This is a genomic window from Croceibacterium aestuarii (genome assembly GCF_030657335.1).
GTDB classification, from domain to species: Bacteria; Pseudomonadota; Alphaproteobacteria; order Sphingomonadales; family Sphingomonadaceae; genus Croceibacterium_B; species Croceibacterium_B aestuarii.
In genome coordinates this window covers 169,647-182,843 of sequence record NZ_CP131039.1, presented here as the reverse complement: position 1 = coordinate 182,843, position 13,197 = coordinate 169,647, and the positions used below count along the sequence as shown (strand labels likewise).

At 66.1% G+C, this 13,197-nt stretch carries 15 protein-coding genes; 2 read left to right on the top strand and 13 right to left on the bottom strand.

Translation table 11 applies throughout. The features are described from left to right. Positions 1 to 30 precede the first annotated feature (30 nt). The 3 genes from Q7I88_RS00945 to Q7I88_RS00935 form a co-directional block, all read right to left on the bottom strand. A complete protein-coding gene (locus Q7I88_RS00945) occupies positions 31 to 2,496 on the bottom strand; it encodes a TonB-dependent receptor (protein WP_305097170.1) in 2,466 nt (821 codons plus the stop codon). 212 nt (positions 2,497 to 2,708) lie between these two features. Then, positions 2,709 to 3,218, bottom strand: coding sequence for a hypothetical protein (locus Q7I88_RS00940; RefSeq protein ID WP_305097169.1), 510 nt, complete (start codon positions 3,216 to 3,218; stop codon positions 2,709 to 2,711). A 13-nt stretch (positions 3,219 to 3,231) separates the two neighbouring features. Beyond that, positions 3,232 to 3,768, bottom strand: coding sequence for a DUF6644 family protein (locus tag Q7I88_RS00935; RefSeq protein WP_305097168.1), 537 nt, complete (start codon positions 3,766 to 3,768; stop codon positions 3,232 to 3,234). A 186-nt stretch (positions 3,769 to 3,954) separates the two neighbouring features. Here Q7I88_RS00935 and Q7I88_RS00930 point away from each other — a divergent pair, with 186 nt between their 5' ends. Together Q7I88_RS00930 and Q7I88_RS00925 are read left to right on the top strand one after the other, a co-directional pair. Further along, positions 3,955 to 4,365, top strand: coding sequence for a protocatechuate 4,5-dioxygenase subunit alpha (locus Q7I88_RS00930; protein ID WP_305097167.1), 411 nt, complete (start codon positions 3,955 to 3,957; stop codon positions 4,363 to 4,365). After that, positions 4,362 to 5,213: a class III extradiol dioxygenase family protein gene (locus tag Q7I88_RS00925; RefSeq protein WP_305097166.1), complete on the top strand. Its 852-nt coding sequence runs from the start codon at positions 4,362 to 4,364 to the stop codon at positions 5,211 to 5,213. The genes Q7I88_RS00930 and Q7I88_RS00925 overlap by 4 nt, the downstream gene beginning before the upstream one ends. A 49-nt stretch (positions 5,214 to 5,262) precedes the next feature. Here Q7I88_RS00925 and Q7I88_RS00920 read toward each other — a convergent pair whose 3' ends face one another. From Q7I88_RS00920 to ccoO, 10 genes are read right to left on the bottom strand one after another with little or no spacing between them, the layout of a single operon-like run. Continuing rightward, positions 5,263 to 5,529, bottom strand: coding sequence for a hypothetical protein (locus Q7I88_RS00920; protein WP_305097165.1), 267 nt, complete (start codon positions 5,527 to 5,529; stop codon positions 5,263 to 5,265). A 34-nt stretch (positions 5,530 to 5,563) separates the two neighbouring features. After that, entirely contained in the window at positions 5,564 to 6,877 is a 1,314-nt protein-coding gene (locus tag Q7I88_RS00915; RefSeq protein WP_305098637.1) for a radical SAM protein, read from the bottom strand. A gap of 32 nt (positions 6,878 to 6,909) precedes the next feature. Beyond that, positions 6,910 to 7,137, bottom strand: coding sequence for a hypothetical protein (locus tag Q7I88_RS00910; RefSeq protein WP_305097164.1), 228 nt, complete (start codon positions 7,135 to 7,137; stop codon positions 6,910 to 6,912). Then, positions 7,134 to 7,286 carry a cbb3-type cytochrome oxidase assembly protein CcoS gene (gene ccoS, locus Q7I88_RS00905; RefSeq protein ID WP_305097163.1) on the bottom strand — a complete coding sequence of 51 codons (153 nt, stop codon included), beginning with the start codon at positions 7,284 to 7,286 and terminating at the stop codon, positions 7,134 to 7,136. The genes Q7I88_RS00910 and ccoS overlap by 4 nt, the downstream gene beginning before the upstream one ends. Then, positions 7,283 to 9,400: a heavy metal translocating P-type ATPase gene (locus Q7I88_RS00900; RefSeq protein ID WP_305097162.1), complete on the bottom strand. Its 2,118-nt coding sequence runs from the start codon at positions 9,398 to 9,400 to the stop codon at positions 7,283 to 7,285. Before Q7I88_RS00900 ends, ccoS begins: the two co-directional genes overlap by 4 nt. Then, entirely contained in the window at positions 9,400 to 9,846 is a 447-nt protein-coding gene (locus Q7I88_RS00895; RefSeq protein ID WP_305097161.1) for a FixH family protein, read from the bottom strand. Before Q7I88_RS00895 ends, Q7I88_RS00900 begins: the two co-directional genes overlap by 1 nt. Further along, positions 9,843 to 11,399, bottom strand: coding sequence for a cytochrome c oxidase accessory protein CcoG (gene ccoG / locus Q7I88_RS00890; protein WP_305097160.1), 1,557 nt, complete (start codon positions 11,397 to 11,399; stop codon positions 9,843 to 9,845). The genes Q7I88_RS00895 and ccoG overlap by 4 nt, the downstream gene beginning before the upstream one ends. Continuing rightward, positions 11,386 to 12,291 (bottom strand): cytochrome-c oxidase, cbb3-type subunit III, encoded by a 906-nt coding sequence (gene ccoP / locus Q7I88_RS00885; protein WP_305097159.1) that lies wholly within the window; start codon positions 12,289 to 12,291, stop codon positions 11,386 to 11,388. Before ccoP ends, ccoG begins: the two co-directional genes overlap by 14 nt. Next, positions 12,281 to 12,454, bottom strand: coding sequence for a cbb3-type cytochrome c oxidase subunit 3 (locus Q7I88_RS00880; RefSeq protein ID WP_305097158.1), 174 nt, complete (start codon positions 12,452 to 12,454; stop codon positions 12,281 to 12,283). Before Q7I88_RS00880 ends, ccoP begins: the two co-directional genes overlap by 11 nt. Next, complete coding sequence (gene ccoO, locus Q7I88_RS00875; protein ID WP_305097157.1) at positions 12,451 to 13,197, bottom strand: cytochrome-c oxidase, cbb3-type subunit II; 747 nt, start codon at positions 13,195 to 13,197, stop codon at positions 12,451 to 12,453. The genes Q7I88_RS00880 and ccoO overlap by 4 nt, the downstream gene beginning before the upstream one ends.

Here is a 13,197-nt window from a genome sequence, read left to right as displayed (position 1 = left end):
ATTTGTTCACTCCATCGGGCGATTCGCGGCTCAGAAGTTGCCGCCGAGCCGTATACCATAGGTTCGCGGCTGCTCTGCCGACGCTGCGATCAGTCCCGCCGCATTCGTGGTTCCGCCGACGAGCCGCCGGTTATCCTCGATATTGTTGACGTAGAGCGTGAGGTACAGGCTGTCGTCCTCGCGCCCGAAGGTCACCGAAGCATAGCTGACGTAAGTCGCCTGGGCCTGCAGGTAGGGCAGATAGTCGGCCGACGAGTAGCTCGACGAGCGATAGCGCGTGCCCGCCACCAGCACCGCCTTGTAATCGTTTCCGATCGGCACGGTCTGCTGGCCGCTGAGGTTGAAGGACCACTTCGGCGAGTTGAACGCCGGGTTGCCGGAACAATCGATCTCGAAGACGGCGATCGTGCCCCCCGGGGTCGTCTGGGTGGTCGGGGAGAAGGGGCAGGTCGTGTTGGGCGGCAGACCCTGGTTCGGGGCGAAATAGGTGAAACTGTCGTACTTGGTGTCGAGGCGCTGGACGTTGGCCGAGATCAGCGTGTTCTCGGTCGCCAGGAACTCCACGTCGACATCGAAGCCCTTGATCGTGCTGTCGCCGATGTTGCGCGTCAGGAAGACGGTCGAGGGCGGATTGCCGAGATCGTAGCCGAACTGGCTGAACTGCTGGTTCTTGTACTTCCACAGGAACGCCTCGACGTTGAGCTGCAGTCTGTTGTCGAGGAAGCGGTTCTTCGAACCGATCGTGTAGGCCCTGATGGTTTCCGGTTCGTAGGTTTCGACACCGCGAGCGAACGAGAAACCGCCAGCGTGGTAGCCCGTCTCGTAACTCGCATAGATCATGTTACGCGGCGAAAAATCGTACTGCGCGGCGAGCCGATAGGTGAACTTGTCGTTCTTGAGGCCGGAATCGATCGCGATCGGCGCAAGCAGTACGAAGGGCGCGGTCTGCGAGCCGCCGGCAAATGGCGGAAGCACGAAAAGCGGGACCGGCGTGATCGGAACGCCCTGCGAAGCGTAGAACGAGCGCAGTTCGGCTTCGGTCGAAGCGAGCGGAATGAACGGCAGGGTCGGGCAGAAATCCTGCGGCGGTTCGGGATTGCCGCAGAACAGGATGTAGACGTTCGAGGTTCCGTCGAAGGTCTTGCGGTCCGACGTGTAACGTCCCGCGGCGGTTAGGCTAAGCGCTTCGGTCGGGTGAAATGTGACTTTGCCGAAGCCGGCCCAGCTCTCGGTCCCCGTCGAGAAGTCCTGATAGGGGGACAGCGTCTGCTGGTTGTAGCGCGCGGTCGCGTTGATACTCTCGTCGAAGTAGATCGCACCCAGCAGGTAGTCGACCGACGTGCCGAAGTCGCCGGCCCAGCGTGCTTCGACGCTGCTCTGCGTGTCCTTCTCCTTGGTGACGCCCTGCCGGAACACCCCGTTGAATGCGTAATCGATCCGCGACTCGCGATAGGCGGGTTGGATCGTCAACGTCCCTGCGTCGGTCTGGTAGTTGAGTTCAGCGGTGACGCCCCAGTAGTTGTTGTGGTTGTACGGCACGCCGTCGACCACGGCGCCGGCGCGGCCGGCCTGCGCAATGAAGCGCGACGCAAGGTAGGCGTTCGAGGCCGGGTCGAGCAGCCCCTGCTGATCGGAGAAGCCCGACGGCGTGAACTGATAGCCTGCAAATCCCGTCGGTCCGAACGTAGGGTCCACCGCGCCCAGGTAAAACCCGCTGCTTCCTGCGCCGCCCTGGTGCGAAAAGTCGAAGGCGAGACGTAGATCCAGCTGGGCCGTCGGTTCGCCGTATATCTGCAAGCGCCCCGCGTATTCCCGCTGGTTGCCGGTGCCGTCGCTCTGGAACGCGTCGTGACGCGAGACGCTCGCCGCTGCCCGCACTGCGACATCGCGTCCGACCGGCACATTGATCGCGGCCTGGCCGGTGAGCCAGTCGTAGTTGCCATAGCCGAGCATGAAGTTGCCCGAGGTCTCGCCGAGTTTCGGTCGGTTGGGAATGACGTTGATCGCGCCCGCTGTAGCGTTGCGGCCGTAGAGCGTTCCCTGCGGCCCCTTGAGCACCTCGACCCGCTCGAGATCGTAGAACACGCCCGAGGTGGACGTCGGACGGCCGATGTAGACGCCGTCGTAATTGAACGCGATCGCCGGATCCGAATATCCGTTGACCGTGGCGTTGCCCACGCCGCGAACGAAGAACACCGTGGTCGGACCGCCGCCGCCCGAAGCGGAGAGCGAGGGTGTGACGCGCGAGAGATCTTCGGCGCGGATCACGTTCTGCTGAACCAGCTCGGCGGGGGCGATCACGTCGATCGCCACGGGTACCCGCTGGCTGTTTTCTTCGACCCGCTGCGCGGTAACCACGATATCGGCGATGCCGGCCTGGTCGGCGCTTGCCTGCTCTTCGGCGGACGGGGGCGTATCCTGAGCCAGCGCAGGCGTGCAACCGGCAAAGGCGCAGAGCGCGCCGAGCGACGCGCCGAACAGAAATTTCGCGGACATGTATGCCTCTCCCAAGCAACCTTATATTCCTGACACTAGGAATATTAATTCCGCGACTCAAGAATTTTTTCTGCGGGGAGTGCGTGGAGGCGCCACATGGTCGACGCCGCCGTGTGCGGTCTCACTAAGCGGGGGTTCGAAACAGCGCCTGCCAACGCCACGACGCGCTGCCGGCGGGGGGCCGACAGCGCCATGCAGCAGGCGCCTGCTCGCTAGCTGTAATAGACGCCCAGCGTGAAGCCGACGATACGGCCGCACAGGGGAATGAGCATCCACAGCACCAGCGAGAGCACGCCGGAAACCTTGGCCGCAGTGGGAATCGCGTGGCCCGGCTGGCCCCATTCGTCGACACCCTTGGAAATCACCCGGTGGAAGATCACCATGTTGATGCCGGCCAGCACCATCAGCCCCATCTTCCACAGGAAGAAGGGATTGGCCATATAGGTCGCCGCCTTGCTGACGAACAGCAGCGAACCGGTGAACAGTGCGACCGCGAAGGCGCCCCAGACCAGCGGCACGGTGTCGCGCTCCATTGCCACGACCGATCGACCGCGCGAAGTCAGGCCGAGCAGCCGCAGGTCCATCACCGCGATCACCCCGACAACGGTGACGAGCGCGATGACGTGGACCGTCTCGATGGTCGGAAACCACCATTCCGATCCGGCGATGCCCGCACCGAGCGACGTGTTCTGGATATTTTCCCAGACGGTTGGATTTGTCATGTTCGTGTACCCCCTAAACCGGCGCGTAGGCGATCCAGCGCCCACCCATGATGACCGCACACCACAGCAAGGTCAGGACAACTGCGCCGACCTTGAGCGCGCCGGATGCCTCGAGGCTGGCCGCTCCGGCGCGCATCTGCACCCGCACCGCGCGCTGGAACGCCAGGCTGGCAGCGATCGCGACGACGAGCATCGTCATCTTCATCCAGAAGATCGCGTTGACCATGTTGCGCACCGGCTCGCTGATCAGGAGGATGATCCCGCTGGCAATCAGGAAGGCCGCAGCCCACCAGCTCCACGGCACGTAGCGGCGATAAACCGCGTCGAGATCCTGGTCCTTGCCGGTGAAGCCCCAGATGCGCATGTTGAGCATCAGCACGCTGGAAAACAGCACGGCGATGGCCAGGATATGCAGCGTCTGGAATCCCGGGATAGCCAGGAAGTGGCTCTGCAGCCAGATCGCGAGCGGCCAGTCGGTCACCCACAACGAAAATTCGACCAGCTGCGTGTCGCGCAGCCTTTCGGTCAGTTCGAACAACCACTCTCCCATCGTCTTCCCCTCCTGAGGCGAAAAGGGGCGGAATTCTCCCGCTGCCCTCGACCCCGGAGGCTTGGCGCAAATCCCGCTTGTTGACTTTGACCGGCGTCAATTGGCGCCGGGATGACGGTTTTTGACCTCGGACAATGATGTCCGGGCCGGCCGGGCGCATTTGGCGAGCATCAATTAGCGAGGGAGATGACGATGCTTGCCTTTGCCCAGTCGGACGCCACTGGAAAGCGGGTCATTCCGGGCACCCCGGTTTTCGACGGTGCCAGTGCGCAGGCCGGCTATGCCCTCAACGCCATGTGCTTTTCCTTCAACACGCAGGCCAACCGCGATGCCTTCGTCGCCGACGAGGATGGCTACATGGACCGCTTCCATCTCACCGAAACGCAAAAGCGGGCCGTGCGCGAGCGCGACGTGCCGGCGATGATCGCAGCGGGCGGCAACGTCTATTACCTCGCCAAGCTGGCGGGTATCTTCGGCCTCAACGTCCAGGACCTCGGGGCGCTGCAGACCGGAATGGCGCTCGACGATTTCAAGGCCGCGCTGATGGGCCATGCGGTGACCGAGCGGCGCGTCAATGCGCAGGAGTTGGCGCTATGAGCGAAGTCGTCGGCGGCATCTTCACCAGCCACGTCCCCGGCATCGGTGGCGCCATCGCCAAGGGGCTGCAGAGCGATCCGTACTGGAAGCCGTTTTTCGATGGCTTCGAACCCGTCCACGCCTTCCTGCGCCGCGAGAAGCCCGATGTCGCAGTGGTGTTCTACAACGACCACGGGCTCAATTTCTTCCTCGACAAGATGCCCACCTTCGCGGTTGGCGCGGCGCCCGAGTACCGCCACGAGGACGAGGGGTGGGGCATCGCCTTCGACCGGCCGATGCCCGGCTATCCGGAGCTCTCGTGGCACATCATCGAATCGATCGTGAACGACGAATTCGATCCGGTCACCTGCCAGACGATGACGGTCGACCATGCCGTCGCGGTGCCGTTCGAACTCGCCTGGCCCGAGGGCGATTTTCCGGTCAAGCTGGTACCTATCGCGATCAACACCGTCCAGCACCCGCTGCCCAGCCCGAAGCGTTGCTTCGAGCTCGGCAAGGCAGTCGGCCGCGCGCTCGAAAGCTGGGCCGCGGACGAGAAGATCGTGATCTTCGGCACCGGCGGCCTGTCGCACCAGCTCGAAGGCGGCCGTGCGGGACACATCAACACCGATTACGACAAGTTCTGCCTGCGCAACCTGGCGCCCGATCCCGAGGCGCTGCTGCAGCACGACACGCTCGACATCGTCGAACTGGCCGGCAGCCAAGGGGTCGAGATCCTCAACTGGATTGCCGCTCGCGGAGCACTGCGCGGGTCGGTCCACGAGCTCGCGAGCAACTATCACGTGCCGATTTCCAACACCGCAGCGGCCACGGTGCTGCTCGAGAACAGGGCGGTCGTGCACGCCTGATCCTCGCGGCCGAGGAGCGTCGAGATTTCGGCGGGGACCGCCCCCGGGCTCAGGGCCGCGCGTCGATCGCCTGGTTGGCGTCGCCGCCGATGATCCAGATCCAGATCAGCACGCAGGCGATCCAGCCCAGATTGAACAGCGCCAGCATGAACCACGTCATCGCGCGCGATGCGTGCGGCCGGCCGGAAGGGGCGATTGCGCGATTGCGCGCAAACAGAGCGACGACGGAAGGCAGATGCAGGAGCAGCCACACGCCCGCCAGCAGGCTGGCGATCGCGCAAACGGCGAAGAGGATATCGATCGAGGCGAGCGACATACTCCCTCAATGCGATGGCGCGGCGCCGGTTCCGTCAGACCGCCGAGCTGAACCGGCGGGCGGAATCCTGCCGATAGGGGTCGAACGCTGCGGCGATCGAGCGGGCATAGGGCAGGGCGTGGCCGGCAATGACAAGAGAACCGTTGTCGAACCGGCACAGGCCCGGCTCGAGATAGGGACGAAGCCGCTCGTGGACGCTGGCCGCCGTCGCGGGATCGACCCGCGCGCGGCCGCGGCACAGCAATTCCTCGATGATCGCGCCGCGGCGCCGATCCTCGACGCTGCGGCGCTTGCCGAGCGCGGTGGTGAGCTGATCCTGCGAGAGCTTCATCCTGTAGCGGCCGGAATTCTTCTCGTTCTGCGCCAGCAGCGTCGGAAAACTGCTGATTGCCGAGGCGCCCAGGCCGATCAGAACCGGCGCCTGGTCGTCGGTAAAACCCTGGAAGTTGCGCTTGAGCGTGCCGCGGGTCGCCGCCTGCGCCAGCGGATCGCCGGGCAGAGCGAAGTGGTCGAAGCCGACCGCCTGATAGCCTCCCGCGAGCAATTGCTGGTATCCGGCTGACGCCATGCGGAAGCGCGCGTGCTGGTCGGGAAGCGCGCTCGCGTCGATCCGCCGCTGGCGCGGGAGCATATGCGGCACGTGGGCATAGCCGAACAGCGCGATACGGTCCGCGCCATAGTCCGAGGCCAGCGCCAGCGTCGCGGCGAGATCGTCCATCGACTGTCCCGGCAAGCCGTACATCAGGTCGAAGTTCAACGAAGCGATCCCGGCGTCGCGAAGCAGGCGCACGCCAGAGTCGATCATGCACAGCGGCTGCACGCGGCCGACGGCTTCCTGCAGGTGCGGAGCGAAGGTCTGCACGCCGAGGCTGGCATGCGTCGCGCCGATGCCGCGCAGCACATCGCCCCAGGCGTCGCTCAGCGTGCGCGGGTCGAGTTCGATCGAGACCAGCGGATCGTGCAGTGGCAAGTTGATGACCAGAGCTTCGAACAGCCGGACCATGTCCACTGGCGATATGGCATTGGGGCTCCCGCCGCCGAAGGCGACACGGCGGATCCGCGTGCTGGCCGGCAGGTGCGCGGCGATCAACTCGATCTCGCGGTGCAGCGCCTCGAGATAGCTCGTCAGCCGCTGCGCCTTGTTCGCCGCGGCGGTATTGCAGCCGCAGTACCAGCAAATCTTCTCGCAGAACGGGATGTGGACGTAGAGCGAGACGTCCCCGGTCGCGGTCGAGACGGCTTCGATAAAATCGACTGGGCCGACGTCGGCCGCGAACTCGGCGGCGGTCGGAAAGCTTGTGTAGCGCGGGACGGGAGTCGCCAGCAGGTCGGGGTGATAGGGCCACATGCCAGCGTAATTCGCACCGCCGGGGGGCGATTTCATTGCGCGGAGTCAAACCGCTTTCGTTTTGCGCCGCTCCGGCATCCCTTCTCGACGCAGCACGGCTGGGTCCCCGGCGGCGGCGCTTGCTGCGCCGGGATCTGAATTGTCAGCGAACCGCCATTGCAGAGCGCGAGATTGAAAGTGTGCCCGCCGGCTTCGATCGTCCCGACCATGGCCGGAACCATCGCCAGCGTCGCGAACATTACGGTCAGCGCTTCGCTCACGCGTCGTCGTCCTCGTCGTCGAGCAGGATGCGCGCCGCGGCGCCGTCGGGGTCGTCGAACTGGCCGCTCCTGAGGGCCCAGAAGAAGGCCGCGAGCCCGAGCAGCCCGAGCCCGAGCGCGACGGGAATGAGGAACGCGAGGATGGTCATTTTGCGGCTCGCACCAGTCGCAGCGAGTTGCCCACCACGATCAGCGAACTGAGCGACATGGCCACCGCCGCGAGCAGCGGGGTGACGAGCCCGGCCATTGCCAGCGGCACCGCTACCACGTTGTACGCCGCCGCGAGCGCGAAGTTCTGCCTGACGACGCGCATCGTCGCCCGCGCCGCGGCGATAGCCCGCGGCACGCTGAGCAGGGTGTCCTGCATGAACACGAGATCGGCGGCCTGGAGACCGACCTCGCTCGCCGCGCCCGGTGCCATGGAGACGTTCGCCGCGGCCAGCGCCGGTCCATCGTTGAGCCCGTCGCCGACCATCAGGACGTTTCTGCCACCCGCCTTGAGCCGGGCGATGAGGTGCTGCTTCTCGGCCGGCGTGGCGGCGGACTGAGCGGTGAGGCCGGTGGCGCGAGCTACTTCCTGCACCGCTGCGGCGTTGTCGCCCGAGACGATCGAACTTTCCATCCCCATCGCCGCAAGCCGCGCGAGCGCTGCCGCCGCGTCGGGGCGCAGACGGTCCGCATAGCCTATCAGGCGGGTTGGCTGGCCGGCGATCTCCAGCGCCACGGCAGTTCCTTCGGCGGCCTCGGGACGGCGCAGCGCAACTTCTTCTCCTCGCCAGATCGCGAAAACACCAGCACCGGGATCCTCGCGCACATTGCCGAGCGCGGCGGCGCGGCAACCCCGGGCGGCCAGCGCTTTGGCGAGCGCACGCGACAGGGGGTGGCGGCTGTGCGAGGCGAGCGCCAGAGCGATGGAGGATGCATCCGCCGGCAGCGCATCGAGCGCCGCCGGATCGGGCAGTGCCTCGCCCATTGTCAGAGTCCCCGTCTTGTCGAACAGCGCGCGATCCGCTTGCGCCAGGCGCTCGAGCGCCGAGCCGTCCTTGACCATGATCCCCATACGCATCATCGCCCCGCTGGCGACGACCTGCGCCACCGGCACGGCGAGGCCGAGCGCGCAGGGGCAGGTGATGATGAGCACGGCGACGCCGATGACGAGAGCCTTGTACAGGCCCGCTCCGGCGAGCAGCCAGCCAAGCGCGGTGACCGCGGCGAGGGTATGAACCGCCGGAGCATAGAGCCGCGCCGCACGGTCGGCGATGCGCACGTATTTGCTCCGGTCCTGCGTGCTCGCATCCATCAGCCGCGCGATTTCGGCCAGTGTGGTATCGCCCCCTGCGCTGGTGACCGTCACGTCCACCGGGGCATCGAGATTGAGCGTGCCGGCGAGAACGGGATCCCCCGGATAGGCCGGGACTGGTGCGCTCTCGCCGGTCAGCAGCGACTGGTCGAAGCGGCTCGCGCCGCTGACGATCGTTCCGTCGGCGGCGAGCCGCTCGCCGGCCGCGACGCGCATGGTCATCCCCGCCGCCAGCGCATCGGCGTCACGCCACTCGAGCGCTCCGCCCGGACCCACGACCATGGCGCCGCGCGCTGCCTGGCCGAGTAGCGCATCGACCCCGGCGCGCGCGCGGTCGCGCATCATCGCATCGAGAACCCGGCCCGCGAGCAGGAAGGTGAGCAGCATCAGCGCGCCATCGAACCAGGCATGACCGCCGCCCTCGATCACCTCGTAGAAGCTGAGTGCCGTCGCCAGCACGACGCCGATCGAGATCGGCACATCCATGTTGGTGGTCCCGCGGCGCAGCGCCTTCCAGGCCGAGGCGAAGAACGGCCGCCCCGCATAGCTCACCGCCGGAATTGCAATCGCGGCACTGATCCAGTGGAACATGTCCCGGGTCGCGCCCTGCGCTCCGGACCACACGCTGACCGACAGCAGCATGACGTTCATCGCCGCGAAGGCCGCCACCGCCAGCGGGGCGAGAAGCGGCCGGGCCGCGGAAACGCGCTGCGTGGAAAGATCGCGGCGGGGCTTCGATTCGAACCCGATGGCTTCGAGCGCGGCGACCAGATCCCGATCGCCGACCGACTTGTCGTGGGCGACGTTCACGGTCCGCGCCGTGAGATTGACCCTCGCGCTGACGATGCCCGGCAGCTCGAGCAATCCGCGTTCGACTTTGCCCATGCACCCGGCGCAGTGCATTCCCGGTACCGCAAGTTGGGTCTGCTCGAGGTCCGCGGGAACGACTGCCCGGGTGGCCATTACAGCCGCTCCTCGGACCGCCACTTGCGATTGCCGTCGCTTGCCGCGAGGCGGATCGTCCAGCGCCCGGCGGGCAGGACTTCATGGGAAATGTAGCGGCCGCCTCCGAGCGCGGAGAACGTCAGCGCCAAATCCGGCAACCGGCCGAGCGGGTGGCGCGCTTCGGCGCTCAGCGCCACACTATCCGGTGCGCCGGCGAGGACGACGGTGACGTGACCCGCACCGTCGCGGGCGACGCTGGCCGACCAGCCCAGGGCTCGCTCGTCCTTCGCTTCGTCGAGCCAATCGTTGAATTCCTGGCTCGCGACGTAAGAATTTTCCACCACCACGCCGCCGAAGGTCGAAACGGCGTAGCTCGCCATGGTGAGGTTGACGATGATCACCACGCCAAAGAAGGCGACGAGAATTCCGGTCATATGCCAGCCGGTGAACGTCTTGCTCCTCATCCGCCCGCTCCCGGTCCGCTGAACGTCACCTTTGCCGTGTCCCGCTCAGCCTGCTTGTCGAGCGTCACGAGGTGGAACGAGAATGGCTGCTCGCCGGTCCCTTTGGGGGCGGCGATGTACAGGCGCAGCGGCGCCGTCGCGTCGGCGGGTACCGTCGTCTCGATGCTCCGCGCGGCGGCCTCGCGGCTCGTCGTGCTCGTCCACATGACCGCTCCGGGCAGACCGTCGAGCGTCACTTTCATCCGGCGCGGTGCGGTGCTCATGTTGCGCAGTTTGACGGTGAACGAATTGCGCACGCTGCCGTCGCTCAAGAGCATGAAGGGCGGATTGCGGTCGGGGGCGGCCGAGATGTCGATTCGGCTGCGCGTGCCGAGGGCGAAGAGCATGGCCAGGCCGAGCGCCGACCAGATGCCGAGATAGATCAGCGTGCGCGGGTGCAGCAGCGTCTTCCACACCGGGCGCGGGGCCTCGCCGGCCGCCTCGCGCTTGCAGTCCTCCAGCGTGGCATAGTCGATCAGCCCGCGCGGGCGCCCCACCTCGGCCATGGTCCGGTCGCATGCGTCGATGCACAGCGCGCAGGTGATGCAGCCGATCTGCGGCCCTTCGCGGATGTCGATCCCGGTGGGACAGACGGCGACGCACTGCAGACAATCGACGCAATCGCCGTAATGCTCGGGATCCTTCCGGGCTTTTTTCAGGCTGCCGCGCGGCTCGCCGCGCCAGTCCTTGTAGGTCACCGTGAGGGACTTCTCGTCCATCATCGCGCTCTGGATGCGCGGCCACGGACACATGTAGATGCACACCTGCTCGCGCATGAAGCCGCCGAGCGTGACCGTCGTCAATGTGAGCACCGCGACGGTGATGTAGGCCACCGGCGCCGCCTCTCCGCGCCAGAAATCGTGGACCAGGGTCGGCGCGTCGGCGAAGTACATGATCCACGCGCCCCCGGTCCAGAAGCCGATCGCCAGGTAGATCGTCCACTTGAAGGCGCGGCGCAGGGCCTTGCTCCAGGTCCACGGCGCGGCGTCGAGCCGCATCCGCGCATTGCGGTCGCCGTCGATGAAACGGTCGACGTGCTGGAACACGTCGGTCCATACGGTCTGCGGGCACGAATAGCCGCACCAGGCCCGGCCCACCGCGCTGGTGATCAGGAACAGGCCGATACCGGCCATGATCAGCAGACCGGCGACGAAATAGAATTCCTGCGGCCAGATCTCGATGCCGAACATGTAGAACCGGCGGTGAGCGAGATCGACCAGCACTGCCTGGTCGGGCGCATAGGGGCCGCGGTCCCAGCGAATCCACGGCGTTCCGTAATAGATCGCCAGAGTGACGAACATCACCAGCCACTTGAAGCGGCGGAACGGCCCGTCGATGCGCTTGTTGTGGACCGCTCTGCGTGGCTCGTAGAGCTTTTCGGGGAGATGCTGGCGCGCGGGTTCGTGCGGCTCGTGCCGCCTCGCCCCTGCCACCGCATCGGCGACGGCGCTGCTTACCGGCTGCGTGGTCTTGACTACGCCCTCTTCGATTTTGGGTTCGTCAGGGTTGCTCATTGGACTGTTCCACCGGAGTTTCGGTGACCTGTGTAAAGTCTTCCCCGCCCCCCAGCGAATGCACGTAAGCGGCCAGCATCTTGATGGTGACCGGATCGAGCCGTCCCTGCCATGCCGGCATAACGCCGTGGCGCGGCGCGCGAACCTGCCGCATCACGTCCTGCTTGGTCCCGCCATAAAGCCAGATCGCATCGGCGAGATTGGGCGCGCCGAACTGGCGCAGCCCCTTGCCGTCGGCGCCATGGCATACGGCGCAATTGTCTGCGAAAATCTGGGCCCCGGCAGCATTCGCGGGCCCCTTGCCGCTCAAGCTCATGACGTAGCCGGCGACGTCGGAAATCTGCCTCGGCTCGAGGATGTCGCCGAAGGCGGGCATCTGGCTCGTGCGGGTCTGGTCGTCACCCGGCTGGCGGATGCCGTGCAGGATCGTCTGGTGGATCGCCGGCAAGCTTCCGCCCCACAGCCAATCGTCGTCGTTGAGGTTGGGATAGCCCGCGCTGCCGGCCGCACCCGAACCGTGGCACTGCACGCAGTTGACCTTGAACGCCGCAGCGCCGCCGGCAACGGCCTGGCTCATCAGGTCCGGGCTTGCGGCGAGCTTTTCGACGTCGATCGCCGCAATCTGTTCGCGCAGCGATTGGCGCGCGGCATCGGCCGCGGACATTTCCTTGGCCAGTTGCCCGCGGCTGGTCCAGCCGAGCACGCCCTGGGTTCCGTGCGAAATCAGCGGCCAGGCGGGATAGAGCACGACGTAGACCGCGGCCCAGGCGATGGTGATGTAGAAGGTCCACAACCACCAGCGCGGCATCGGCGTGTCGAGTTCCTCGATGCCGTCCCACTCGTGGCCGACGGTTTCGGTGCCGGTCGGTTCGTCGATGCGCTTATTCGCCATCGCTGTCGTCCTTGAAAATCAGGTTTGCGGCGTCGCGGTTCTGGTCGCGCGCGCCGGGGCGGAAAGGCCAGGCGGCAAAGCCGAGAAACACGGCCGTCATCACCAGCAGGCCCCAACTGTCGGCCATGTGGCGCAGGAAGTCGTATGTCGAATGCGCGCTCACCGGCCCTTCTCCTGCGCCAATTCCTCCTGCGCCGCGGCGCTGTTCACGTCGACCATCGTGCCGAGGACCTGAAGGTAGGCGACCAGCGCATCCATTTCGGTCAGACGGTTCGGATCGCCGTCGAAATCGCGCACCTGCACTTTGGGATAGCGCTTCTCGAGATCGCCGGAGTCCGCGTTAGGGTCGGCTTGCGCCTTCATGTCGAGCACGGCGTTCAGCACGTCCTCGCCGGTGTAGGGAACGCCGACCCGGCGCAGCGCCGTCAGCTTGGCGGCGGCATCGCTCGTGTCGAGGTCGGTCTGGGACAGGAAGTTGTAGGTCGGCATCACGCTTTCCGGCACCACCGAGCGCGGGTTCTTCAGGTGCTCGACGTGCCAGCTGTCGGAATAGCGCCCGCCCACGCGCGCCAGGTCGGGCCCGGTGCGCTTGGAGCCCCACTGGAACGGGTGATCGTACATGCTCTCGGCAGCGAGGCTGTAGTGGCCATAGCGTTCGACCTCGTCGCGGAACGGACGGATCATCTGGCTGTGGCAGACGTAGCAGCCTTCGCGCACGTAGATATCGCGCCCGGCCTGCTCCAGCGGCGTATAGGGCCGCATGCCCTCGACCTTCTCGATCGTGTTGTCGATCCAGAACAGCGGGGCGATTTCCACCGCGCCGCCGATCGCCACCGCGATGAACGCGCCGACGCCCAGATAGGTGACATTGCGCTCGAGTTTCTTGTGTTGCTCGGTAATGCTCAT

Bases quoted from the DNA above. Each gene is read 5' to 3' on its own strand.
- Q7I88_RS00945 (WP_305097170.1), bottom strand. From the start codon at position 2,496: ATGTCCGCGAAATTTCTGTTCGGCGCGTCGCTCGGCGCGCTCTGCGCC.
- Q7I88_RS00940 (WP_305097169.1), bottom strand. From the start codon at position 3,218: ATGACAAATCCAACCGTCTGGGAAAATATCCAGAACACGTCGCTCGGT.
- Q7I88_RS00935 (WP_305097168.1), bottom strand. From the start codon at position 3,768: ATGGGAGAGTGGTTGTTCGAACTGACCGAAAGGCTGCGCGACACGCAG.
- Q7I88_RS00930 (WP_305097167.1), top strand. From the start codon at position 3,955: ATGACGATGCTTGCCTTTGCCCAGTCGGACGCCACTGGAAAGCGGGTC.
- Q7I88_RS00925 (WP_305097166.1), top strand. From the start codon at position 4,362: ATGAGCGAAGTCGTCGGCGGCATCTTCACCAGCCACGTCCCCGGCATC.
- Q7I88_RS00920 (WP_305097165.1), bottom strand. From the start codon at position 5,529: ATGTCGCTCGCCTCGATCGATATCCTCTTCGCCGTTTGCGCGATCGCC.
- Q7I88_RS00915 (WP_305098637.1), bottom strand. From the start codon at position 6,877: ATGTGGCCCTATCACCCCGACCTGCTGGCGACTCCCGTCCCGCGCTAC.
- ccoS (WP_305097163.1), bottom strand. From the start codon at position 7,286: ATGACCATCCTCGCGTTCCTCATTCCCGTCGCGCTCGGGCTCGGGCTG.
- Q7I88_RS00900 (WP_305097162.1), bottom strand. From the start codon at position 9,400: ATGGCCACCCGGGCAGTCGTTCCCGCGGACCTCGAGCAGACCCAACTT.
- Q7I88_RS00895 (WP_305097161.1), bottom strand. From the start codon at position 9,846: ATGAGGAGCAAGACGTTCACCGGCTGGCATATGACCGGAATTCTCGTC.
- ccoG (WP_305097160.1), bottom strand. From the start codon at position 11,399: ATGAGCAACCCTGACGAACCCAAAATCGAAGAGGGCGTAGTCAAGACC.
- ccoP (WP_305097159.1), bottom strand. From the start codon at position 12,291: ATGGCGAATAAGCGCATCGACGAACCGACCGGCACCGAAACCGTCGGC.
- ccoO (WP_305097157.1), bottom strand. From the start codon at position 13,197: ATGAGCATTACCGAGCAACACAAGAAACTCGAGCGCAATGTCACCTAT.